Source organism: Micromonospora sp. URMC 103 (genome assembly GCF_051386435.1).
Lineage (GTDB): Bacteria > Actinomycetota > Actinomycetes > Mycobacteriales > Micromonosporaceae > Micromonospora.
In genome coordinates, this window is sequence record NZ_JBPQTR010000004.1 from 2,090,637 (window position 1) to 2,112,500 (window position 21,864).

Consider the following 21,864-nt stretch of genomic DNA (forward strand, 5'->3'; position numbering starts at 1 on the left):
ACCAGATCGCCGATCTCGCGGCGTCTGAGGCCCGGCGATCCCGCCGTATCGGCGAAACGGAGCCGATCGCCCCAGTCGGGACGAGTCCGGACCTGATTCTCATGCAGTGGACCGCATGACCTTGCGGCGGGCGATCAAGACGACTAACCTGGGATGCATAGTCATGCGGAGGTGAGTATGGGAATCCGAGTCGCGGTCGCCGGGGCGAGCGGCTACGCCGGTGGCGAGCTGCTCCGCCTGGTCGCCGGGCACCCGGAGTTCGACCTGGTCGCCGCGACCGCGCACACCCAGGCCGGGCATCGCGTCGACGTCGTGCACCCGCAGCTCTCGGGGCTGGACCTGGTCCTCGGCCCGGCGGGGCCGGACGCCCTCGCCGACGCGGACCTCGTGTTCCTCGCGCTGCCGCACGGCGAGTCGGCCGCGCTCGCCGCGCAACTGCCCGCCGACGTGCGGGTCGTGGACCTCGGCGCCGACCACCGGCTCGCCGACCCGTACGACTGGGCGCAGTACTACGGCGGCACCCACGCCGGGCAGTGGACCTACGGTCTGCCGGAGCTGCCCGGGCAGCGGGAGCGGATCGCGGGCGCCACCCGGGTCGCCAACACCGGCTGCTACGCGGTGGCCATCACCCTGGCCCTCGCCCCGCTCATCGCGGCCGGCGCCGCGGATCCGGCCGACGTGGTCGTGGTGGCCGCGTCCGGCACGTCGGGGGCCGGCCGGTCCGCCAAGGCGCACCTGCTCGGCAGCGAGGTGATGGGGGACCTGTCGCCCTACCGGGTGGGCACCCACCAGCACGTGCCGGAGATCAAGCAGGCCACCGGCGCCACCGGCCTCTCCTTCACGCCGGTGCTCGCGCCCATGCCGCGCGGCATCCTGGCCACCGTCACCGCGCTCCCGGCGCGCGGGGTGGACCCGCAGGCGGTACTCGCCGAGGCGTACGCCGACGCGCCGTTCGTGCACGTGCTTGCCGAGGGCCGCTGGCCGCACACCGCCGCCACGCTCGGCTCCAACTCCTGCCACCTCCAGGCCACCGTCGACGTCGACTCCCGCCGCCTGGTCGTGGTGAGCGCCCTGGACAACCTCGGCAAGGGCGCGGCCGGTCAGGCCGTGCAGAACGCGAACCTCATGGTCGGCCTGCCGGAGACGACGGGCCTGTCGGTGTACGGGGTGGCGCCGTGAGCGCGAGGAGTGCAGCGCAGCGGAGCCCCGCAGTCGCGAACGAAAGGGTGGCCCCGTGAGCGTCACGGTTCCCCGGGGGTTCCGGGCGGCGGGCGTGGCGGCCGGGCTCAAGGCCGGCGGCGCCGCCGACATCGCCCTCGTGGTCAACGACGGGCCCGACGCCGCCGTGGCCGGTGTCTTCACCGCCAACCGGGTGAAGGCGGCGCCGGTGCTCTGGTCGCAGCAGGTGGTCCACGGCGGCGTGGTCCGCGCCGTGGTGCTCAACTCCGGCGGCGCGAACGCGTGCACGGGCCCGGCCGGTTTTCAGGACACGCACGCCACCGCCGAACACGTGGCCGCGGCGCTCACGGCGACGGGGCACGAGCTGGGCGCCGGTGAGGTCGCGGTCTGCTCGACGGGCCTCATCGGGGAGCGGCTGCCCATGCCCGCGCTGCTGGCCGGCGTCGACGCCGCCGTCCGCGAGCTGTCCCCGGCCGGCGGCGCCCCCGCCGCCGAGGCGATCATGACGACGGACACCCGGCCGAAGACGACCGTGACGCGGGGCGCGGGCTGGACGGTGGGCGGCATGGCGAAGGGCGCGGGCATGCTCGCTCCGGCCCTGGCCACCATGCTGTGCGTCCTGACCACCGACGCGGTGGCCGGGCCGGAGGCGCTCGACGCCGCGCTGCGCGAGGCGTGCCGGGTGACGTTCGACCGGATCGACTCCGACGGCTGCATGTCCACCAACGACACGGTGCTGCTGCTTTCCAGCGGCGCGTCGGGTGTCACGCCGGCGCCGGGCGAGCTCGCCGCCGCCGTCACGGCCGCCTGCCACGACCTGGCCCAGCAGCTCGTCGCCGACGCGGAGGGGGCCACCAAGCAGATCGCCGTCGAGGTGGTCGGCGCGGTGGGCGAGGACGACGCGGTCGAGGTGGGCCGGGCGGTGGCCCGCAACAACCTGGTGAAGACGGCGCTGTTCGGCAACGACCCGAACTGGGGGCGGATCCTGGCGGCCGTCGGCACCACCGCGGCCGCGTTCGAGCCGGACGACGTGGACGTGGCGGTCAACGGGGTCTGGGTGTGCCGGAGCGGCGCCGCGGCCGAGGACCGGTCGAAGGTCGACCTCAGTGGGCGGGACGTGACCATCCGGATCGACCTGAACGCGGGGGGCGCGGCGGCCACCGTCTGGACCAACGACCTGTCCCACGCGTACGTGCACGAGAACTCGGCGTACTCGACATGAGCGCGAGGAACGCGGCGAAGCGGAGTTCCGTGGTCGAGAACGAGGGGTGGGCATCGACATGATTCTCTCCGCCGATCTCACCCGCTCCCAGGCCAAGGCCGCCACGCTGATCGAGGCGCTGCCCTGGCTGGCCCGCTTCTCCGGCTCGACGGTCGTCGTGAAGTACGGCGGCAACGCGATGGTCGACCCGGAGTTGCAGCGGGCGTTCGCCGCCGACATGGTCTTCCTGCGCTACGTCGGCCTCAAGCCCGTCGTCGTGCACGGCGGCGGCCCGCAGATCTCGGCCATGCTGGGCCGGCTCGGCATCGCCAGCGAGTTCCGCGGCGGCCTGCGGGTCACCACGCCGGAGGCCATGGACGTGGTCCGGATGGTGCTGGTCGGCCAGGTGGGCCGGGAGCTCGTGGGCCTCGTGAACGCGCACGGCCCGTTCGCGGTGGGCCTCTCCGGCGAGGACGCCGGCCTGTTCACGGCGGTCCGGCGGCCGGCGTACGTCGACGGCGAGCCGGTCGACGTCGGCCAGGTGGGCGACGTGGAGTCGGTCGACGTGTCGGCGGTCACCGACCTCATCGCGGCGGGCCGCATCCCGGTGATCTCCACGGTCGCGCCGGACGCCGACGGGGTGCTGCACAACCTCAACGCGGACACGGCGGCGGCCGCCCTCGCGGTCGCGCTGGGCGCCCGCAAGCTGGTCGTCCTCACCGACGTGCCGGGCCTCTACACCGACTGGCCGGACGCGACCAGCCTGGTCTCCGAGATCGACACGGACGACCTGGCGAAGCTGCTGCCCACACTCGAGTCGGGGATGGTCCCGAAGATGGAGGCCTGCCTCCGGGCGGTGCGCGGGGGAGTGCCCGCCGCGCACGTCGTCGACGGCCGGGTCGCCCACTCCACGCTGCTCGAGGTGTTCACGTCGGAAGGTTTCGGAACCATGGTCGTGAGCGCGAGGAGTGAGCTTGCGAGCCCCGATGTCGCGAACAAGGAAGGCGGAAGGCCGTCATGAGCACGCTCGTGCAGCGCTGGGGACAGTCCATGATGGACAACTACGGGACGCCGCCGCTGGCGCTGGTGTCCGGTTCCGGCGCCGTCGTGGTCGACGAGGCCGGCCGGGAGTACGTCGACCTCGTCGGCGGGATCGCGGTGAACGCCCTCGGCCACGCCCACCCGGCCGTGGTGGCGGCCGTGTCGAAGCAGGTCGCCACGCTCGGGCACGTCTCCAACCTCTTCGTCGCCGAGCCGCCCGTCGCGCTCGCCGAGCTGCTGCTGGCCCTCGCCGGCCGGCCCGGCCGGGTGTTCTTCGCCAACTCCGGCGCCGAGGCGAACGAGGCGGCGTTCAAGCTCTCCCGGCTCACCGGCCGCGGCCACGTGGTCGCCACGCACGGCGGCTTCCACGGCCGCACGATGGGCGCTCTCGCGCTGACCGGGCAGCCGGCCAAGGCCGACCCGTTCCGCCCGCTGCCCGGCGAGGTCACCCACGTCACGTACGGCGACGTGGCCGCGCTGGAGGCGGCGGTCACCGACGCCACCGCCATGGTGATCCTGGAACCGATCCAGGGCGAGAACGGCGTCGTCGTCCCGCCGGCCGGCTACCTCGCCGCCGCGCGGCGGGTCACGGCACGGCACGGCGCGCTGCTCGTGCTCGACGAGGTGCAGACCGGCATCGGGCGCACCGGGCACTGGTTCGCCCACCAGGCCGAGGGCGTGGAGCCGGACGTCGTGACGCTCGCCAAGGGACTCGGCGGCGGATTGCCGCTCGGCGCGACCCTCGCGTTCGGTCGGGCGGCCGAGCTGCTCACCCCCGGTTCCCACGGCACCACGTTCGGCGGCAACCCGGTCAGTTGCGCGGCCGCCCTCGCCGTGGTGGGCACGATCGCCCACGAGGGCCTGCTCGACCACGTGAAGCGGGTCGGTGAGCGGCTGCGCCGGGGCATCGAGGCGCTCGGCCACCCGCTGGTCTCGGGCGTACGCGGCGCCGGCCTGCTGCTCGGCGTGGTGCTTGCCGCGCCGGTCGCGCCGGTGCTCGGCGAGGCGCTGCGCGAGGCCGGTTTCCTCGTCAACCCGGTGCAGCCGGGCGTGGTCCGGCTCGCCCCGCCGCTCATCCTCACGTCGGACCAGGTCGACGCGTTCCTGGCGGCCCTCCCGGGCGCGCTCGACGCGACGGCGCCGGCCGCCGCCGGCGCGACCGCCCCACCCCCGGCCGCCGCCGGCACGACCGCCCCACCCCCGGCCACCCCGATCACCGCCCCGGAGGCGACCGCATGACCCGCCACTTCCTGCGCGACGACGACCTCACCCCGGCCGAGCAGGCGGCGGTGCTGGACCTCGCCGCTCGGATGAAGGCCGACCGGTTCGCGTACCGGCCGCTCGACGGGCCGCGGTCGGTGGCGGTGCTGTTCGACAAGCAGAGCCTGCGCACCCGGATCTCCTTCGACGTGGGCATCGCCGAGCTGGGCGGCCACCCGCTCGTCGTGGACACCCAGGTCACCCACTTCGGCCGGGGCGAGACCCTCGCCGACGCGGGCCGGGTGCTGTCCCGGTACGTCGCCGCGATCGTCCTGCGTACGCACGGCGACGACCGGATCGCCGAGGTCGCGGCCGGGGCGAGCGTGCCGGTGGTGAACGCGCTCACCGACGGCTTCCACCCCTGCCAGCTCCTCGCCGACCTGCTCACCGTCCGCGAGCGGTTCGGGAGTACGGCCGGGCGCACGCTCGCGTACCTCGGCGACGCGGCCAACAACATGGCCCACTCGTACCTGCTGGCGGGCGCGACCGCCGGGATGCACGTGCGGGTCGCCGGGCCCGCCGGTTTCGGGCCGGACCCCGCGGTGGTGGCCCGCGCCGCGGAGATCGCCGCCGGCACCGGCGGATCCGTGCGCGTGCTGACCGACCCGGCCGAGGCCGTGAAGGACGCCGACGTGGTCGCCACCGACACGTGGACGTCGATGGGCCAGGAGTCCGACGGGCTCGACCGGATCACCCCGTTCCTGCCGTACCAGGTCAACGCCGCGCTGCTCGCCCAGGCCGCGCCCGGCGCGATCGTGCTGCACTGCCTGCCGGCGCACCGGGGCGAGGAGATCACCGACGAGGTCCTCGACGGCCCGCGCAGCGCCGTCTTCGACCAGGCGGAGAATCGGCTGCACGCCCAGAAGGCGCTGCTCACGTTCCTCCTGGAGGCCGCGACCGCGGTCCCGGACGCCGCTGCGCCGGGCGCCACCGTGGTTCCGGTCGTGGCGGCGCCGAACGTCGCCGCGGTTCCGGTCCCGGTGGCGCCGGGCGCCACCGCGACCAGGGAGACCACATGACCGCCCCGCTGACCCGCGCCGCCCGCCACGCCCGGATCGTCGAGCTGATCCGCGACAAGGCCGTCCACTCGCAGACCGAACTGGCCGACCTGCTCGCCGGCGACGGCATCCAGGTCACCCAGGCGACCCTGTCGCGGGACCTCAAGGAGCTCGGCGCCGTGACCGTACGCGGCGGCGACGGGCGCGGCGTCTACCTGATCCCCGAGGACGGCCACCGGCCGCTGTTCGACGCGGAGTCCGCGCCGGCGCGGCTCGTCCGGCTGCTGCGTGAACTGCTCAACGGGGTCGACTCGAGCGGCAACATCGCCGTGCTGCGTACCCCGCCGGGCGCAGCGCAGTACCTGGCCAGCGCGTTGGACCGAGCGGGCCTGCCCGAGGTCGTCGGCACGATCGCCGGCGACGACACCATCCTCGTCGTGGCCCGCGAGGCCGACGGTGGGGCCGCCCTCGGCGCGAAGCTCGCCGGGTGGGCCCGCCGGGAAGAGAACATCGAAGGGAGCACCACATAATGACCGAGCGGGTCGTCCTGGCGTACTCCGGAGGGCTGGACACCTCCGTCGCCATTCCGTACCTGGCCGAGCAGACCGGCGCCGAGGTGATCGCGGTCGCGGTCGACGTCGGCCAGGGCGGCGAGGACATGAACGTCATCCGGCAGCGCGCCCTCGACTGCGGCGCCGCGGAGTCCGAGGTGGTCGACGCGCGCGACGAGTTCGCGGCCGAGTACTGCCTGCCGGCGATCCGCGCGAACGCCCTCTACATGGACCGGTACCCGCTGGTCTCCGCGCTGTCCCGGCCGCTGATCGTGAAGCACCTCGTGGCGGCCGCGAAGAAGCACGGCGGCACCATCGTGTCGCACGGCTGCACCGGCAAGGGCAACGACCAGGTCCGTTTCGAGGTCGGCCTCGGAGCGCTCGCGCCGGACCTGAAGATCATCGCGCCGGCCCGGGACTACGCCTGGACGCGGGACAAGGCCATCGCGTTCGCCGAGGAGAAGGGCCTGCCGATCGACGTCTCGGCGAAGTCGCCGTACTCCATCGACCAGAACCTGTGGGGCCGCGCCGTGGAGACCGGCTTCCTGGAGGACATCTGGAACGGCCCGATCGAGGACCTCTACGCGTACACGGCCGACCCGACGCAGGAGCGGGACGCCGACGAGGTCGTCGTCACCTTCGACGCCGGCGTGCCGGTGGCCGTCGACGGCGAGACGGTCACCCCGTACCAGGCGATCGCGGAGCTGAACCGGCGGGCCGGGGCGCAGGGCGTGGGCCGGCTCGACATGGTCGAGGACCGGCTCGTCGGCATCAAGAGCCGCGAGGTGTACGAGGCGCCGGGCGCCATCGCTCTCATCACCGCCCACCAGGAGCTGGAGGCGGTCACCGTCGAGCGGGACCTGGCCCGGTTCAAGCGCGGCGTCGACCAGCGCTGGGGCGAGCTGGTCTACGACGGCCTGTGGTTCTCGCCGCTGAAGCGGTCGCTGGACGCGTTCATCGACGACGCGCAGCGGCACGTCTCCGGCGAGGTGCGGCTGACCCTGCACGGCGGGCGGGCCACGGTCACCGGCCGGCGCTCCGAGGCCAGCCTGTACGACTTCGGGATGGCCACCTACGACACCGGGGACACATTCGACCAGTCCCTGGCCAAGGGCTTCGTGCAGCTGTGGGGCCTGCCCAGCAAGATGGCCGCGGCGCGGGACGCCCGGCTGGGCGGAGCGCAGTCTTGACCTTCACAATGGGTGGGGTGGACGACAAGAGCCTGACCGAGAACAGCGCCGCCACCAACCGGACGAGCCTGTGGGGCGGCCGGTTCGCGGGAGGCCCCGCCGAGGCGCTGGCCCGCCTGTCGGTGAGCGTGCAGTTCGACTGGCGGCTGGCGCCGTACGACATCGCCGGCTCCCGGGCGCACGCCCGGGTCCTGGCCGGCGCCGGCCTGCTCGACCCGGAGGAGCTCGGGAGGATCCTGGCGGCGCTGGACGACCTGGAGGCGGCCTGCGCGTCCGGGCAGTTCCGTCCGACGGTCGACGACGAGGACGTGCACACGGCGTTGGAGCGCGGCCTGCTGGAGCGGCTCGGCAGTCTCGGCGGGAAGCTGCGCGCGGGCCGGTCCCGCAACGACCAGGTCGCCACCGACCTGCGGCTCTACCTGCGCGATCACGCGCGGGGCGTGGCCGCCCGGCTGGTCGAACTGGCCGAGGCGCTGGTGGAGCAGGCCGAGCGTCACGTGGACACGGCGGCGCCGGGGATGACGCACCTCCAGCACGCCCAGCCGGTCACCTTCGGGCACTGGCTGCTCGCCCACGTGCAGCCGCTGCTGCGCGACCTCGAGCGGATGCGGGACTGGGACGAGCGGGCGGCCATCAGCCCGCTCGGCGCAGGCGCGCTGGCCGGTTCCGGTCTGCCGTTGGACCCGGTGGCCGTGTCCAAGGAGCTGGGCTTCCGCACGTCCTTCGCGAACTCGATGGACGCGGTCGCCGACCGGGACTTCGTGGCGGAGTTCCTCTTCGTCACGGCGATGATCGGGGTGCACCTGTCCCGGCTCGGCGAGGAGGTGGTGCTCTGGACGTCGCACGAGTTCGGCTGGGTGGAGCTGGACGACGCCTTCGCCACCGGCTCGTCGATCATGCCGCAGAAGAAGAACGCGGACATCGCCGAGCTGGCCCGGGGCAAGTCGGGCCGCCTCGTGGGCGGTCTCATGAGCGTGCTCACCATGCTCAAGGGCCTTCCCATGACGTACGACCGGGACATGCAGGAGGACAAGGAGCCGGCCTTCGACGCGGTCGACACCCTGGAACTGCTGCTGCCGGCGCTCGCGGGGATGATCTCCACGATGACCGTACGGGTCGACCGCCTGGTCGCGGCCGCGCCGGTGGGCTACTCGCTGGCCACCGAGGTGGCCGACTGGCTGGTGCGCAAGGGCGTGCCGTTCCGTGACGCGCACGAGATCACCGGCCGCCTCGTGGCGCTCTGCGTGGCCCGTGACTGCGCCCTCGACGAGGTCTCCGACGCCGACCTGGCCGCGGTGAGCGAGCACCTCGACCCGTCGGTGCGCGACGTGCTGTCGGTGCGGTCGGCGCTCGCCGCGCGGATCACGCCGGGGTCGACCGGGCCCGGCCCGGTCGCCGACCAGCTCGCGGCCGCCGCGGACCGGCTCGCCAGCTGGCGGGAGTGGGCCGCCGAGCGGGTCGTTCCTCGCTGACGCTCGCGGCCCGCGCCACGCTCGGGCGGCGTGGCGGGGCTGCGTCATCCTCGGGCGGCGTGGCGCGGGCCGCGTCACGGGTTTTCGCGCGGGCCGGGTCACGCTCGGGCGGCGTGGCGGGGCCGCGTCATGCTCGGGCGGCGTGGCGCGGGCCGCGTCACGCCGTCGGCCGCTCCCGCTTCGGGAGCTTCGCGACGACCGCGTCGTACGACGCGTCGACGGCCTCGGTCAGCTCGTCGTCGGCGATGCCGCCGTCCAGCCGCAGCGTGTTCCACCCGGACCGTCCGATGTAGGGCATCACGCGGGCGTCGCCCGGATGCCGGTGCAGCCACTCGTCGGCGACCTCACGGGTGGGTCCGCACTTCACCCCGATCGTGGGGGCGGAGTCGGGGGAGCCGAGGAACGCGAAGATCCGGCTGCCGACCTTCACCACCTCGTCGCCCTCCCACGGCTGGTCCAGCCAGGCGCCCGGCTTCGCCAGGCAGTACGCCCGCATGTCCTCGTGCCGCATCGCACCCTCCACGTCGGTCCTGCCTGACAGTCTGCCCCCACCCGCCGACAGGCCCAGGCAGCACGCACCGCGATCACGAGGTTGACGGCGTGCGCCGAGACCGAGGTCGCCGCAACTCTCATGATCAACGTGCGTCTCCGCCGCCCGGTCAGGTCGCGGTACGCGCGGTGACGCGGTCGAAGCGCTGCCGGGCGGCCTGCGCGCTGCCCAGCCCGAGCCCGAAGGCGATCGCCTGCCAGGTCAGCCCCCGGGCGCGCGCCAGCGTCAACAGGCCCGCCTCCAGCGCGTCGAGCTCGGCGCGGACGTGCGGCAGGAGCGTCAACGCGGCCGTGAGATCGGCGTCGTCGACCGGCTCCTCGCCGGGCTCCGGCTCGGCCCCGCCGGCGGCGAGAGCCGTGACGAGGGCGACCGCCTCCCACGGGTCGACCACGTACGGGTGCGCGTAGCGGCGCCGGCGTTCGTCGGTGCCGGCGTGCCGCTCGCTGATCCGCTGGAGCGCGGCGTGGGTGCGGTGGGCACGCGCGCGGGCGGCGTCGGGCGTCGTGAAGGTGTCCTCCTGCGTCATGCTCCCATCCCAGCCTATCAACATAGGGTTGTCAACAGAATGTTCAAGCGCCCCACCTATCCTCCTAAAACGCCGAAGGAAGGGTGATGCCGGACGCGCCGGCCATGATCGTGCTCGAACATGGAAGTAGTGGATCCTCACACCGTCGAGGCCACTACTCCCTGGATCGAGCGCGATCTTCTTCGCGCACGGCCCAGGGCACCCCAAGATCCGAGCACTTTCCCGCAAAGTGCTGTCCCCGGCGCGTGCGAGGCAGCACTTTCGGGGAACTTGAGCGGATCGTGAAGCGCCGGCGTCAACCGCGCCGCGTAGCCGGCCGGCGGTCGGGGTTGGGCATGCAGGGTCGGGCGGGCGGGTGCGCCGCCCGGCGCGCTGGGTACCGTCGGGGCATGGACGTGCTTCCGGGCGGTTCGGCCGCCGACGCGGGTCTGGTCGCGCTGGCCGAGATGCTCGCCGGTCCCGTGGTGCCGGCCGCCCGCGGGCTGCTCGGCTGCCGGCTGTCCGCCGGCGGGGTCACGGTGCGCATCACCGAGGTCGAGGCGTACGCGGGGACGGCCGGCGATCCCGCCTCGCACGCCCACCGCGGGCGCACCGCCCGCAACACCGTGATGTTCGGCCCGGCCGGCCACGCCTACGTCTACTTCACCTACGGCATGCACTGGTGCATGAACGTGGTCACCGGCCCGGACGGCGAGGCGTCGGCCGTCCTGCTGCGGGCGGGCGAGGTGGTGGACGGTCTCGACGTGGCGCGGTCCCGGCGCACCGCCGTACGCCGGGATGTGGATCTCGCGCGCGGACCGGCCCGGCTCTGCGCGGCGCTCGGCATCGACAAGTCGGTGTACGGCCGCTACCTGCTCGGCGACGGGCCGGTCCGGTTGCGTCCGGCGGACGCGCCGGTGCCGCCCTCGGCCGTGGCGGCCGGTCCCCGGGTGGGCGTGACCGGCGCGCACGACGTCCCCTGGCGGTTCTGGATCGAGGACGATCCGACGGTGAGCGACTACCGCCGGCACGTGCCGCGCACACGCCGCTGACCGCCCGGTCCTCCGGTCCGCCCAGCGCGGGGATGCCGTTTCCTCGGTGGGGGTGGCCATAATCACGCCGACGACGCCCAGGACCGGAGGGACAAGCCCCCATGACCACGCTGCTCGCGATCGGCACCAGCAAGGGCCTCTTCCTGGCCACCAGCACCGACGGCCGGCGCACGTGGCGGGTCGACGGCCCGCGCTTCCCGATGACCGGTGTCTACGCGGTGGGCATCGACAAGCGACGGGCGGCGCCCCGGCTGCTCGCGAGCACCACGAGTTCCCACTTCGGGCCGAGCGTGGCCGTCAGCGACGACCTAGGGGCGTCCTGGCAGGAGCCGGAGCAGGCGCCGGTGGCCTTTCCGGCCGACACGGGGGCGAGCCTGGGCCGGGTGTGGCAGCTCACCCCGGCCGGTCCGGACCAGCCGGACGTCGTGTGGGCCGGCACCGAGCCGTCCGCGCTGTTCCGTTCCGAGGACGGCGGGGTCACCTACGAGTTGGTGCGCGCGCTCTGGGAGCACCCGCACCGCGCCGAGTGGGGCGCGGGCTTCGGCGGCCAGGCCGTGCACACGGTGCTTCCGCACCCGGCCGACGCCGACCGGATCCTCGTCGCCATGTCGACGGGCGGGGTCTACCGCTCCGACAACGGCGGCGCCTCCTGGGCGCCGGGCAACACGGGCATCCGTGCCTACTTCCTGCCGAACGAGTGGCCGGAGTTCGGCCAATGCGTGCACAAGGTGACCCGCGACGCGGGTGACCCCGACCGGCTCTACGCGCAGAACCACCACGGCGTCTACCGCTCCGACGACGACGGGCGCACCTGGTCCTCCATCGCCGAGGGCCTGCCCAGCGACTTCGGCTTCCCGATCGTGACCTTGCCGGGGCGCCCCGACACGGTGTTCACCTTCCCCCTGGCGGCCGACGGCGAGCGGTGGCCGGTCGAGCACCGGTGCCGGGTCAACCGCTCCGGCGACGCCGGCAGCAGTTGGCAGGCGTTGACGGCCGGCCTGCCCGACGCGCCGTTCTTTCCGTCCGTGCTGCGCGACGCGATGTGCGCCGACGACGCCGAGCCGGGTGGCGTCTACTTCGGCACCCGCTCCGGCGAGGTCTACGCCAGCCGGGACGAGGGCGACTCGTGGTCGCTTGTCGCCGCCCACCTGCCGGACGTGCTGTGCGTCCGTGCCGCGGAGGTGTGAGGTGGTCACCGTGCTGGTGCCCGGCCCGCTGCGCGGGGAGGCCGGCGGCGCGAGCCGGCTGGACGTTCCGGCCGCCGGGTCGCTGGGCGCGGTCCTCGACGCGTTGGCCGCGTCGTGGCCCCGGCTGGCCCGCCGCATCCGTGACGAGCGGGGCGATCTGCGCCGCTACGTCAACGTCTACGTCGACGGGGAGGACTGCCGGCACCTCGGGGGTCTCGACACCCCGGTGCCCGACGGCGCCGAGGTGCAGGTGCTTCCGTCCGTGGCGGGCGGCTGAGGCCCTCGCCCGCCGCGGTTCCGCGCCCCCGGGCCCGTCGGTGGCGGTCGCGATGGTGACGGCTGCCACCTCGGAGATATCTGCGTGCGGAATTATTGACTCGTCAAATATGTTGTCGGGTGCGTCCGGAACCACCACGGTCCGGCGACCAACCCGAGGAGTCGGTCATGCAGTTCGGAGTCTTCACCGTCGGCGACGTCACGGTCGACCCGACGAACGGTCGCGAGCCGACCGAGCATGAGCGGATCAAGGCGATGGTGGCCATCGCGCTGAAGGCGGAAGAGGTCGGTCTCGACGTCTTCGCCACGGGCGAGCACCACAACCCCCCGTTCGTGCCCTCGTCGCCGACGACAATGCTCGGCTACATCGCGGCGCGTACGAAGCGGTTGCTGCTGTCCACCGCCACCACCCTGATCACCACGAACGACCCGGTGAAGATCGCCGAGGACTACGCGATGCTGCAGCACCTGGCCGACGGCCGGGTCGACCTCATGATGGGTCGCGGCAACACCGGCCCGGTCTACCCGTGGTTCGGGCAGGACATCCGCAACGGCATCCCGCTCGCCATCGAGAACTACGACCTGCTGCGCCGGCTGTGGCGGGAGGACGTGGTGGACTGGAAGGGTCGCTTCCGCAGCCCCCTGCAGTCGTTCACCGCGACCCCGCGGCCGCTGGACGGCGTGCCGCCGTTCGTGTGGCACGGCTCGATCCGCAGCCCCCAGATCGCCGAGCAGGCCGCCTACTACGGTGACGGCTTCTTCCACAACCACATCTTCTGGCCGAAGGAGCACACCCAGCGCATGGTGGCGCTCTACCGGCAGCGGTTCGAGCACTACGGCCACGGCTCCGCCGACCAGGCCATCGTCGGCCTCGGCGGGCAGGTGTTCATGCGGAAGAACTCGCAGGACGCGGTCCGGGAGTTCCGGCCGTACTTCGACAACGCCCCGGTCTACGGGCACGGGCCGTCGCTGGAGGAGTTCACCCGGGAGACGCCGCTGACCGTGGGCAGCCCGCAGCAGGTCATCGACCGGACGCTGGGCTTCCGCGAGTACGTGGGTGACTACCAGCGGCAGATGTTCCTCATCGACCACGCCGGCCTTCCGCTGAAGACGGTGCTGGAGCAGCTCGACATCCTCGGTGAGGAGGTCGTCCCGGTGCTGCGCAAGGAGTTCGACGCCCTGCGCCCGGCGCACGTGCCGGAGGCGCCGACCCACGCCTCGCTGGTGGCCGCCGCCGGTGGCGCCAAGGACAGCACGGTCCACGCCGTCGACGACGTGACGGGCCGGGCGCCCGAGGGGGCGACCCGATGACCAGCCGTACCCTCGCCGTGGTCTCGGCGGGCCTCAGCCAGCCCTCGTCGACCCGCCTGCTCGCCGACCAGCTCGCCGCCGCCACCGGCGACGAGCTGGCCGGGCGGGGCGAAGCCGTCGACGTGCGTCTGGTCGACCTGCGCGAGCACGCGCACGACGTCATGAACCACCTGCTCACCGGCTTCCCGTCGGAGTCGCTGCGCGGCGTGCTCGACACGATCACCGGCGCGGACGGGCTCATCGCCGTGACGCCGATCTTCAACGCCTCGTACAACGGGCTGTTCAAGTCCTTCTTCGACCTCGTCGAGGCCGACGCCCTCACGGACCGGCCGGTGCTCATCGCGGCGACCGGCGGCACGGCCCGGCACTCGCTGGCGTTGGAGCACGCGGTGCGGCCGCTGTTCACGTACCTGCACGCGGTGGTGGTGCCGACGTCGGTCTTCGCCGCCCCCGAGGACTGGGCCAGCGGCACCGCCGACGGCGCGCTGCGGGGCCGGATCCGCCGGGCGGCGGCGGAACTGGCCGAGCAGGTGCACCGGCGGCCGCCGTCGACCGGGCCGGTGGACCCGTTCGCGTTGACCACCGACTTCGCGCAGTTGCTCGACCAGCGCGAGCCGTAGACCCGGCCCGCGAACGCACCGGCCCGGCGGCGACCCCTCGCCGGGCCGGTTTCCGTCAGCGCGCCTGCCCGTACGGGTGCGCGACGAGCACCGGGCACCGGGCGTGCTGCACGAGCGCCTGACTGACCGAGCCGAGCAGCATTCCCGTGAAGCCGCCGCGGCCCCGGGTCCCGACCACCGCGAGGGCCGCGTCCCCGCTCGCCTCGACCAACGCCCGCGCGGGGGAGTCGGCGCGGATCGTCCGAGCCGTCACGGTCAGCCCGGGGTGACTGCCCCGGGCGGCGGCGATTGCGGTGGCCAGCACCGCGTCGGGATCGCCGTCCGGCGTACGCGTGCCCTCGTCCGGGGCGACGTGGACGAGCACCAGCGCGGCCCCCCGTCGTGCCGCCTCGTCGGCCGCGTAGCCCACGGCCAGCTCGGCGGGCTCCGACCCGTCGACGCCCACCAGCACCGGTCCCTCGGCCCGGACCGGCTCGCCGGCCGGGCGCACCACCAGCACCGGGCAGCGCGCGTGCGCGGCGACCTGCGTGCCCACCGAGCCGAGCAGCAGGCCGGTGAAACCACCCAGGCCGCGGCTGCCCACCACCACCAGCTCCGCCCGGGAGGACTCCTCCACGAGCGTCGCGCCCGGCCCACCGGGCACCTGGCGCACCTCCACCCGGAGCCCCGGCCAGCGTCCGGCCAGGTCGCCCGCCACCCGCTCCAGCATCGCCTGCGCGGCCTCCGTGGGCGCCGGCACACCCAGGTCGTACGGGTTGACCGGCACGCCGTACCCGAGGGGATGCAGGTACCCGTGCACGAGGTGCAGCGGCCGGGCGCGCAGCACCGCGGCCCGGGCCGCTTCCTCGGCGGCGCCCAGGCTGGCCGGCGATCCGTCCACCCCCGCCACGACGGGTCGGTCCATCACCCCTCCACTGCTCGACACGGTCATTGTCGACGGGGCGCCGCCGAACCGTCCGTCGTTCCCCGCGGCGGCCCGCCGATCGCCCGGCGCGTTCCAAGCGTGGAGGCCGCTACGTCGCGTCGCCGAGGCCGGCGCTTCCCGCGCGGCTGCGCACGACCAGCTCGTCGACCTCCAGCCGCCCGATACGCAACTCCCGGATCACCGCCCGGCGGATCGACAGCCGGCCGATGGCGAGCACCGCCACGGCGGCGGCGCCCCCGGCCAACGCCGCGACCGCCAGCGACCCGACGGCCGCCGCCCCGAGGGCGCGGGCGCCGGCCGCCACCGCACCGGTCGCCGAGGCGCCCACGGCGTTCGCTCCCGCGGCCCTGACGCCCACCGCCCGCGCCCCGGTCGCCGAGGCGCCCCTCCGTCGTACCCTTCCCAGTCCGCTCATCCGGTCATTGTCGGTGCGGGCCGGACGGGCCCGCATCACGACGGTGGATTCTTCCGGCCGCCGGTCGGGACTCCGGTGCCAACCTGTCGGACCTCGGCCCTATCCTCGGGCGCGTGACCGCCGACCTGCGCCTGCGCCCCGTACGCGACGACGACCTGCCGGACTTCTACCGCCACCAGCTCGACGCGGAGGCGATCCGCATGGCGGCGTTCACGGCCGACGACCCGGCCGACCGGGCCGAGTTCGCGGCGCACTGGCGGCGGATCCGCAGCGACCCGGCGATCGTCTCCCGCACCGTCACCGTCGACGGCGTGGTGGTGGGCCACGTCGTCGCCTTCCCGGTGGGCGAGCAGACCGAGGTCAGCTACTGGCTCGACCGGGCGCACTGGGGCCGCGGCTACGCGACGGGCGCCCTCGCGGCGCTGCTGCGCGAGCTGCCGCAGCGGCCGGTGCACGCCCGCGCCGCCAAGGACAACCTCGGGTCGCTCGCGGTGCTGCGCAAGTGCGGCTTCGTCGTCACCGGCGAGGACCACGGCTACGCGCCCGGCCGCGGGCACGACGTCGAGGAGTACGTCCTGGAGCTCGCGGCCTGAGCTGGCGCCGCCGCCGCGAAGCGCCTGACCAGCACGGGCACTACCCTCGGGGGGTGAACTGGCTGGAAATCCTCGGCTGGGGCGGCTCGGCGGTGCTGGTGTGGTCGCTGCTGCAGGCCCGCATCCTCCGCCTGCGTGCGCTGAACCTGCTCGGATGTCTGATCCTGATCGTCTACAACGCGGCCCTGCAGGTCTGGCCCATGGTCGGGCTCAACGTGGTGCTCGTGGTGATCAACGTGTGGTACCTGCGCGCGATGCTCGCCACCCGCCACGACGAGGCGACCTACCAGGTGGTCGAGGTCGGCGTCCGGGACGGCTTCCTGGCCCACACGCTGCGGGTGCACGCGACCGACATCGCCCGGTTCAACCCCGCCTTCCGCTGGCCGCCCGACGAGCCGCCGGCGGGGGAGGGCGAGCGCTCGGCGTTCCTCGTGCTCCGCGCCGACGAGCTGGTCGGCGTGGTTCTCGCGCACGCCGAGGCGCACGGGGTCGCCCAGATCGACCTGGACTACGTCACCCAGCGGTTCCGCGACTTCACCCCCGGGGAGTTCGTCTACCGGCGCAGCCGCCTCTTCACCGACCGGGGCTTCCGCCGGGTCGTCAGCCCGCCCGGGATGGTCGCCCCCTACTACCACCGGCTCGGCTTCCACCGGGAAGGTGACGCGTACGTGCTGGACCTGCCGAACCCGGCGGTCACCGCGCCGGCCTGACCCACGTCACCCGGACGGAAGGATTCACCTCCCGTCCGGGTGGGCACAGATGCGCGTACGCCGGCCGGGACCTCCGTCCGGTGGCGCCGGCGCCCACCGGCGTGGGTCGTGCGAGGGAGAGCCGGGCGTGCAGAGCTACTGGGGCCAACTGGCACTGGTCGGAGTCCTGGTCATCCTCAACGCGGCGTTCGCCGGCAGCGAGATGGCGCTGGTTTCGCTCCGCGACAGCCAGGTCCAGAGGCTGGAACGGACCAGCCGCGCGGGGCGGGTGCTGGCCCGGCTCGCCACGGACCCGAACCGCTTCCTCGCCACGATCCAGATCGGCATCACCCTCGCCGGCTTCCTCGCCTCGGCGGCCGCCGCGGTGTCCCTCGCCAAGCCGCTGGTCCCGCTGCTCGGGGCGCTCGGCGACGCGGCCGAACCGGTGGCCATCGTGGTGGTCACCCTGGCGCTGACCTTCGTCACCCTGGTCTTCGGCGAGCTGGCCCCGAAGCGGATCGCCATGCAGGTCCCGGAGCGGTGGGCGCTGCTGGTGGCGCGTCCGCTGGACGTCCTCGCGAGCGTCACCCGCCCGGCGGTCTGGGCCCTCGGCGCCACCAGCGACCTCGTCGTACGCCTCGTGGGGCTGGACCCGAGCCCGCAGCGCGACGAGATCAGCCCCGACGAGCTGCGCGACATCGTCTCCGGCAACCACGGGTTCACCAAGGAGCAGCAGACCATCATCGCCGGCGCCGTCGAGATCGCCGACCGCCGGCTGCGGGCCGTGCTCGTGCCCCGGCTGCAGGTCTTCTGCCTCGACAGCGGGACGACCGCGGAGGCCGCCCGGCTGGTCCTGGCCGCCACGGGCCACTCCCGCGCGCCGGTCGTCCGCCACGGCGGCCTCGACGACGCCGTCGGGGTCATCCACCTGCGCGACCTCGTGGGGGTGCCCGACGACCGGCCGATCGACGAGTGCGCCCGCCCGCCGATGCTGCTGCCCGACTCCCTGCCGGTGGTGGACGCGCTGCGCCAGTTCAAGGCCGAACGCCAGCACATCGCCCTCGTGGTGGACGAGCGCGGGGCGGTCGACGGCATCGTCACCCTCGAGGACATCCTGGAGGAGATCGTCGGGGAGATCTACGACGAGACGGACCGGGACGTGCGGTCCGTGCGTACCGACCCGGACGGCGCGTTGCGGCTGCCCGGAACCTTCCCGGTGCACGACCTGCCGGACGTCGGCGTGAAACTGTCGAGCCAGCCCGCCGGCGACTACACGACCGTGGCCGGTCTCGTGCTCGCCTGCCTCGGACACATTCCGACGGTGGCCGGGGAGGACGTCGTCGTCGACGACTGGCGGCTCGAGGTCGCCCGGATCGACCACCGGGCCATCACCGAGGTACGCCTGGAGCGGCCTCCCGCCGCCGATCCCGACGGCGCGCGATCCGATCCCGACGCCGAACCGGTCCTCGACGAGGCGCGGGGCTGATCGGACCGAGGGCGGCGCGACGCCTCAGGCGGTCGGCGCGAGGTTCTGCAGCCGCACCTGGCCGCGGGCCACCAGGCGGTCGTCGCCGTCGGTGATCTCCACCTGCCACAGCTGTTGGCTCCGGCCCCGATGCACCGGCGTCCCCACCGCGGTCAGCTCGCCCTCGCGGACGGCGCGCAGGAAATCGGTCTGGTTGGCCACCCCGACGACGGTGCCGCGGTCGGCGAGCCAGAGCGACGCGCCGACGCTGGCCGCCGTCTCCACCACCGAGCAGTACACGCCGCCGTGCTGGATGCCGAAGGGCTGGTGCAGCTCCGGACGGACCCGCCAGCGGATGACCACGCGGTCGGCGGTCGCCTCGTCGATCCGCAGGCCGAGCAGGTTGACGAAACCCCCGGTCAGGTCCGGCTCTTCCACGGGTGTGCCTCCTCGATCACGTGAGCGCCCAGCCTAGCGGGGCTCTTTTCGACGAAACCCGGTACGGCGGGCGCTCGCCGATGGGGGAGAATCGGTGACCGTGACCGACAGCAGCCTCCCGCCACGGCGGGACTCCCTCACCGACGACCTGCTCTGGCGGGGCCTGATCCAGGACTCGACCGGCCTCGACGAGCTGCGCGAGCTGCTCGACGGCGGGGGCGCCGCGTTCTACGTGGGCTTCGATCCGACCGCGCCGAGCCTGCACCTCGGCCACCTCATGCAGGTGCTGACCGCCCGCCGTCTCCAGCAGGCCGGGCACCGGCCCCTGCTGCTGGTGGGCGGGGCGACCGGTCAGATCGGTGACCCGAAGGAGAGCGCCGAGCGGACGCTCAACCCGCCGGAGGTCATCGCCGGCTGGGTGGACCGGATTCGCGAGCAACTCTCGCCGTTCGTCTCCTACACGGGCGAGAACGCCGCGCAGCTGGTGAACAACCTCGACTGGACCGCCGAGATGTCGGTGGTGGAGTTCCTCCGCGACGTGGGCAAGCACTTCCCGGTCAACCGGATGCTCGCCCGCGAGGTGGTGAAGGCGCGGCTCGAGACCGGCATCAGCTTCACCGAGTTCAGCTACCAGCTCCTGCAGGCCAACGACTTCTTCGAGCTGCACCGCCGGCACGGCTGCCAGCTCCAGTTCGGCGGCTCGGACCAGTGGGGCAACATCACTGCCGGCGTGGACTACATCCGGCGTCGTGGGGCCGGCCCCGTGCAGGCGTTCACCACGCCGCTCGTCACGAAGTCCGACGGCACGAAGTTCGGCAAGACCGAGGGCGGCTCGATTTGGCTCGACCCCACGATGACCAGCCCGTACGCGTTCTACCAGTTCTGGGTCAACGTGGACGACCGTGACGTCGACCGCTACCTGCGCTTCTTCAGCTTCCGCAGTCGGGAGGAACTGGAGGAGCTGGCGAAGGCCACCGCGGAGCGACCTGCGGCCCGGCTGGCGCAGCGGGCACTCGCCGAGGAGCTCACCACGCTGGTGCACGGGGAGCGCGAGATGGCCCAGGTGGTGGCCGCGAGCCAGGCCCTGTTCGGGCGCGGCTCGCTCGACGAGCTGAGCCTTGCCACGCTGCGGGCCGCGCTCACCGAGGCCGGTCTGGTGCAGCTCGACGAGCTGCCCGACGTGGCCGGGCTGCTCCGCGACTCCGGCCTGGTGCCGAGCCTCAAGGAGGCCCGCCGGGTGATCGCCGAGGGTGGCGCGTACGTCAACAACAACCGGGTGACCGAGGCGGACGCCACGGTGTCGACGGACGAGCTGCTGCACGGCCGGTACCTGGTGCTGCGCCGGGGCAAGCGCTCCTTCGCCGGCGTCGAGCTGCGGCGATAGCCGTCCGTCGACGGTGTGACGCGGGACGCGCCCTGCGGATTTGACGATCAATCCGCGGGGCGCGTAACTTTCTCTCTGCCAGCGCGGAACGGACGAAACAGGGCGAAAGTCCTGGCGGCCGGAGCGCGGGAATGACCACTGGGTCAGGCGGGTTGTACCCACCGGAACCCGAGGCCCCGGCGAAGCCGGGAATGCCCTCGGGGCTCGGAGGGTTGTAACCCTCGGACCCGGTACCGGGTGGTGCCCCGGATTCGCCGCGAGGCGGATTTGGTGGGGCGGAACCGACCGGGTATGGTTGACGACCGGCAGGGCACCGGGCGAGATCGTGGGAGACCGCGACGGCCGGCCTGCCGAATCCGTGACGTGGATCGGCGCAAGCCGCGTCCGTCATGGTGCCCGCTAAAGGGGTGAAGCACGACAAACCGCGAAAGACGGTTTGACACGGCGGAAACCAGCGGGTAACGTAGTAAAAGTGCCCGGCGCGGGAGCGGCGGGTGCGGTGAACGAAATACCCCGAGCTGGGGCTCCGCGGTTGCGGGGTTTCTGGTCGGTGTGTGGTTGTTCTTTGAGAACTCAACAGGGTGCTTGATAAGCCAGTGCCAATTGTTTTATACCCCGGGCTGGTTGATTCTTTTAGGATCTTCCGGCTGGGATTCCTTTGGCAACACTTTTGTTGCTGGGATGATTGTTCAACAAGTTTTTGTTGGAGAGTTTGATCCTGGCTCAGGACGAACGCTGGCGGCGTGCTTAACACATGCAAGTCGAGCGGAAAGGCCCTTCGGGGTACTCGAGCGGCGAACGGGTGAGTAACACGTGAGCAACCTGCCCTAGGCTTTGGGATAACCCTCGGAAACGGGGGCTAATACCGAATAGGACCTTGCGCTGCATGGCGCTTGGTGGAAAGTTTTTCGGCCTGGGATGGGCTCGCGGCCTATCAGCTTGTTGGTGGGGTGATGGCCTACCAAGGCGACGACGGGTAGCCGGCCTGAGAGGGCGACCGGCCACACTGGGACTGAGACACGGCCCAGACTCCTACGGGAGGCAGCAGTGGGGAATATTGCACAATGGGCGGAAGCCTGATGCAGCGACGCCGCGTGAGGGATGACGGCCTTCGGGTTGTAAACCTCTTTCAGCAGGGACGAAGCGCAAGTGACGGTACCTGCAGAAGAAGCGCCGGCCAACTACGTGCCAGCAGCCGCGGTAAGACGTAGGGCGCGAGCGTTGTCCGGATTTATTGGGCGTAAAGAGCTCGTAGGCGGCTTGTCGCGTCGACTGTGAAAACCCGCGGCTCAACTGCGGGCCTGCAGTCGATACGGGCAGGCTAGAGTTCGGTAGGGGAGACTGGAATTCCTGGTGTAGCGGTGAAATGCGCAGATATCAGGAGGAACACCGGTGGCGAAGGCGGGTCTCTGGGCCGATACTGACGCTGAGGAGCGAAAGCGTGGGGAGCGAACAGGATTAGATACCCTGGTAGTCCACGCTGTAAACGTTGGGCGCTAGGTGTGGGGAGCCTCTCCGGTTCTCTGTGCCGCAGCTAACGCATTAAGCGCCCCGCCTGGGGA

21 protein-coding genes, 1 rRNA gene and 1 pseudogene (1 of these 23 cut by a window edge) are annotated in these 21,864 nt (G+C 72.9%); 18 read left to right on the forward strand and 5 right to left on the reverse strand.

Going from position 1 to position 21,864, the window contains the following annotated elements; all coding sequences use genetic code 11:
• Positions 1-177 precede the first annotated feature (177 nt).
• The 8 genes and pseudogenes from argC (at position 178) to argH (ending at position 8,892) form a co-directional block, all read left to right on the forward strand.
• Positions 178-1,179, forward strand: coding sequence for an N-acetyl-gamma-glutamyl-phosphate reductase (argC, locus tag ACSNOA_RS13295; RefSeq protein ID WP_436658286.1), 1,002 nt, complete (start codon positions 178-180; stop codon positions 1,177-1,179).
• 55 nt (positions 1,180-1,234) lie between these two features.
• Positions 1,235-2,401: a bifunctional glutamate N-acetyltransferase/amino-acid acetyltransferase ArgJ gene (gene argJ / locus ACSNOA_RS13300; RefSeq protein WP_436658287.1), complete on the forward strand. Its 1,167-nt coding sequence runs from the start codon at positions 1,235-1,237 to the stop codon at positions 2,399-2,401.
• Between the two features lie 58 nt (positions 2,402-2,459).
• Positions 2,460-3,401, forward strand: a complete 942-nt coding sequence (gene argB / locus ACSNOA_RS13305; protein WP_436658288.1) for an acetylglutamate kinase — start codon at positions 2,460-2,462, stop codon at positions 3,399-3,401.
• The gene (locus ACSNOA_RS13310; protein ID WP_436658289.1) at positions 3,398-4,660 is read left to right on the forward strand and encodes an acetylornithine transaminase; all 1,263 of its coding nucleotides are present in this window, start codon (positions 3,398-3,400) and stop codon (positions 4,658-4,660) included. Before argB ends, ACSNOA_RS13310 begins: the two co-directional genes overlap by 4 nt.
• Positions 4,657-5,613 (forward strand): annotated as a pseudogene (argF, locus tag ACSNOA_RS13315) (ornithine carbamoyltransferase); the annotation flags it as partial. The gene ACSNOA_RS13310 and the pseudogene argF, both read left to right, overlap by 4 nt.
• Before the next feature lie 83 nt (positions 5,614-5,696).
• Positions 5,697-6,209 (forward strand): arginine repressor, encoded by a 513-nt coding sequence (locus ACSNOA_RS13320; RefSeq protein ID WP_436658290.1) that lies wholly within the window; start codon positions 5,697-5,699, stop codon positions 6,207-6,209.
• Positions 6,209-7,420, forward strand: coding sequence for an argininosuccinate synthase (locus ACSNOA_RS13325; RefSeq protein WP_436658291.1), 1,212 nt, complete (start codon positions 6,209-6,211; stop codon positions 7,418-7,420). Before ACSNOA_RS13320 ends, ACSNOA_RS13325 begins: the two co-directional genes overlap by 1 nt.
• Positions 7,421-7,428: 8 nt before the next feature.
• Positions 7,429-8,892, forward strand: coding sequence for an argininosuccinate lyase (gene argH, locus ACSNOA_RS13330; RefSeq protein ID WP_436658403.1), 1,464 nt, complete (start codon positions 7,429-7,431; stop codon positions 8,890-8,892).
• Between the two features lie 157 nt (positions 8,893-9,049).
• On the opposite strand, the gene ACSNOA_RS13335 is transcribed toward argH, so the two are convergent.
• Positions 9,050-9,403 carry an MmcQ/YjbR family DNA-binding protein gene (locus ACSNOA_RS13335; protein ID WP_436658292.1) on the reverse strand — a complete coding sequence of 118 codons (354 nt, stop codon included), beginning with the start codon at positions 9,401-9,403 and terminating at the stop codon, positions 9,050-9,052.
• A gap of 148 nt (positions 9,404-9,551) precedes the next feature.
• The gene (locus ACSNOA_RS13340; RefSeq protein WP_436658293.1) at positions 9,552-9,968 is read right to left on the reverse strand and encodes a DNA-binding protein; all 417 of its coding nucleotides are present in this window, start codon (positions 9,966-9,968) and stop codon (positions 9,552-9,554) included.
• A gap of 389 nt (positions 9,969-10,357) precedes the next feature.
• On the opposite strand from ACSNOA_RS13340, the gene ACSNOA_RS13345 reads away from it, so the two are divergent.
• From ACSNOA_RS13345 to ACSNOA_RS13365, 5 genes are all read left to right on the forward strand, one after another.
• The gene (locus tag ACSNOA_RS13345) at positions 10,358-10,999 is read left to right on the forward strand and encodes a DNA-3-methyladenine glycosylase (RefSeq protein ID WP_436658294.1); all 642 of its coding nucleotides are present in this window, start codon (positions 10,358-10,360) and stop codon (positions 10,997-10,999) included.
• A gap of 101 nt (positions 11,000-11,100) precedes the next feature.
• Positions 11,101-12,186: a WD40/YVTN/BNR-like repeat-containing protein gene (locus ACSNOA_RS13350; RefSeq protein WP_436658295.1), complete on the forward strand. Its 1,086-nt coding sequence runs from the start codon at positions 11,101-11,103 to the stop codon at positions 12,184-12,186.
• A 1-nt stretch (position 12,187) separates the two neighbouring features.
• Positions 12,188-12,463 (forward strand): ubiquitin-like small modifier protein 1, encoded by a 276-nt coding sequence (locus ACSNOA_RS13355; RefSeq protein WP_436658296.1) that lies wholly within the window; start codon positions 12,188-12,190, stop codon positions 12,461-12,463.
• Between the two features lie 167 nt (positions 12,464-12,630).
• Positions 12,631-13,773, forward strand: a complete 1,143-nt coding sequence (locus ACSNOA_RS13360) for an LLM class flavin-dependent oxidoreductase (protein WP_436658297.1) — start codon at positions 12,631-12,633, stop codon at positions 13,771-13,773.
• Positions 13,770-14,393, forward strand: a complete 624-nt coding sequence (locus ACSNOA_RS13365) for an FMN reductase (protein WP_436658298.1) — start codon at positions 13,770-13,772, stop codon at positions 14,391-14,393. The genes ACSNOA_RS13360 and ACSNOA_RS13365 overlap by 4 nt, the downstream gene beginning before the upstream one ends.
• 55 nt (positions 14,394-14,448) lie before the next feature.
• On the opposite strand, the gene ACSNOA_RS13370 is transcribed toward ACSNOA_RS13365, so the two are convergent.
• Together ACSNOA_RS13370 and ACSNOA_RS13375 are read right to left on the reverse strand one after the other, a co-directional pair.
• The gene (locus ACSNOA_RS13370) at positions 14,449-15,297 is read right to left on the reverse strand and encodes a universal stress protein (protein WP_436658299.1); all 849 of its coding nucleotides are present in this window, start codon (positions 15,295-15,297) and stop codon (positions 14,449-14,451) included.
• A 109-nt stretch (positions 15,298-15,406) separates the two neighbouring features.
• Positions 15,407-15,733: a hypothetical protein gene (locus ACSNOA_RS13375; RefSeq protein ID WP_436658300.1), complete on the reverse strand. Its 327-nt coding sequence runs from the start codon at positions 15,731-15,733 to the stop codon at positions 15,407-15,409.
• Positions 15,734-15,846: 113 nt separating this feature from the next.
• Between ACSNOA_RS13375 and ACSNOA_RS13380 the strand changes: the two genes are divergently transcribed.
• The 3 genes from ACSNOA_RS13380 (at position 15,847) to ACSNOA_RS13390 (ending at position 18,501) form a co-directional block, all read left to right on the forward strand.
• A complete protein-coding gene (locus ACSNOA_RS13380) occupies positions 15,847-16,326 on the forward strand; it encodes a GNAT family N-acetyltransferase (RefSeq protein WP_436658301.1) in 480 nt (159 codons plus the stop codon).
• A 53-nt stretch (positions 16,327-16,379) separates the two neighbouring features.
• Entirely contained in the window at positions 16,380-17,036 is a 657-nt protein-coding gene (locus tag ACSNOA_RS13385) for a hypothetical protein (RefSeq protein WP_436658302.1), read from the forward strand.
• Between the two features lie 127 nt (positions 17,037-17,163).
• Entirely contained in the window at positions 17,164-18,501 is a 1,338-nt protein-coding gene (locus tag ACSNOA_RS13390) for a hemolysin family protein (protein WP_436658303.1), read from the forward strand.
• A 24-nt stretch (positions 18,502-18,525) separates the two neighbouring features.
• On the opposite strand, the gene ACSNOA_RS13395 is transcribed toward ACSNOA_RS13390, so the two are convergent.
• The gene (locus ACSNOA_RS13395) at positions 18,526-18,918 is read right to left on the reverse strand and encodes a PaaI family thioesterase (protein ID WP_436658304.1); all 393 of its coding nucleotides are present in this window, start codon (positions 18,916-18,918) and stop codon (positions 18,526-18,528) included.
• Between the two features lie 100 nt (positions 18,919-19,018).
• On the opposite strand from ACSNOA_RS13395, the gene tyrS reads away from it, so the two are divergent.
• Both tyrS and ACSNOA_RS13405 read left to right on the forward strand, forming a co-directional pair.
• Positions 19,019-20,302 (forward strand): tyrosine--tRNA ligase, encoded by a 1,284-nt coding sequence (gene tyrS, locus ACSNOA_RS13400; RefSeq protein WP_436658404.1) that lies wholly within the window; start codon positions 19,019-19,021, stop codon positions 20,300-20,302.
• A gap of 700 nt (positions 20,303-21,002) precedes the next feature.
• A 16S ribosomal RNA gene (locus ACSNOA_RS13405) occupies positions 21,003-21,864 on the forward strand; it runs 653 nt beyond the window's last position.

Bases quoted from the DNA above. Each gene is read 5' to 3' on its own strand.
- ACSNOA_RS13370 (WP_436658299.1), bottom strand. From the start codon at position 15,297: ATGGACCGACCCGTCGTGGCGGGGGTGGACGGATCGCCGGCCAGCCTG.
- ACSNOA_RS13350 (WP_436658295.1), top strand. From the start codon at position 11,101: ATGACCACGCTGCTCGCGATCGGCACCAGCAAGGGCCTCTTCCTGGCC.
- argH (WP_436658403.1), top strand. From the start codon at position 7,429: ATGGGTGGGGTGGACGACAAGAGCCTGACCGAGAACAGCGCCGCCACC.
- ACSNOA_RS13345 (WP_436658294.1), top strand. From the start codon at position 10,358: ATGGACGTGCTTCCGGGCGGTTCGGCCGCCGACGCGGGTCTGGTCGCG.
- ACSNOA_RS13310 (WP_436658289.1), top strand. From the start codon at position 3,398: ATGAGCACGCTCGTGCAGCGCTGGGGACAGTCCATGATGGACAACTAC.
- ACSNOA_RS13320 (WP_436658290.1), top strand. From the start codon at position 5,697: ATGACCGCCCCGCTGACCCGCGCCGCCCGCCACGCCCGGATCGTCGAG.
- ACSNOA_RS13335 (WP_436658292.1), bottom strand. From the start codon at position 9,403: ATGCGGCACGAGGACATGCGGGCGTACTGCCTGGCGAAGCCGGGCGCC.
- argB (WP_436658288.1), top strand. From the start codon at position 2,460: ATGATTCTCTCCGCCGATCTCACCCGCTCCCAGGCCAAGGCCGCCACG.
- ACSNOA_RS13375 (WP_436658300.1), bottom strand. From the start codon at position 15,733: ATGAGCGGACTGGGAAGGGTACGACGGAGGGGCGCCTCGGCGACCGGG.
- argC (WP_436658286.1), top strand. From the start codon at position 178: ATGGGAATCCGAGTCGCGGTCGCCGGGGCGAGCGGCTACGCCGGTGGC.
- ACSNOA_RS13365 (WP_436658298.1), top strand. From the start codon at position 13,770: ATGACCAGCCGTACCCTCGCCGTGGTCTCGGCGGGCCTCAGCCAGCCC.
- ACSNOA_RS13340 (WP_436658293.1), bottom strand. From the start codon at position 9,968: ATGACGCAGGAGGACACCTTCACGACGCCCGACGCCGCCCGCGCGCGT.
- ACSNOA_RS13360 (WP_436658297.1), top strand. From the start codon at position 12,631: ATGCAGTTCGGAGTCTTCACCGTCGGCGACGTCACGGTCGACCCGACG.
- ACSNOA_RS13325 (WP_436658291.1), top strand. From the start codon at position 6,209: ATGACCGAGCGGGTCGTCCTGGCGTACTCCGGAGGGCTGGACACCTCC.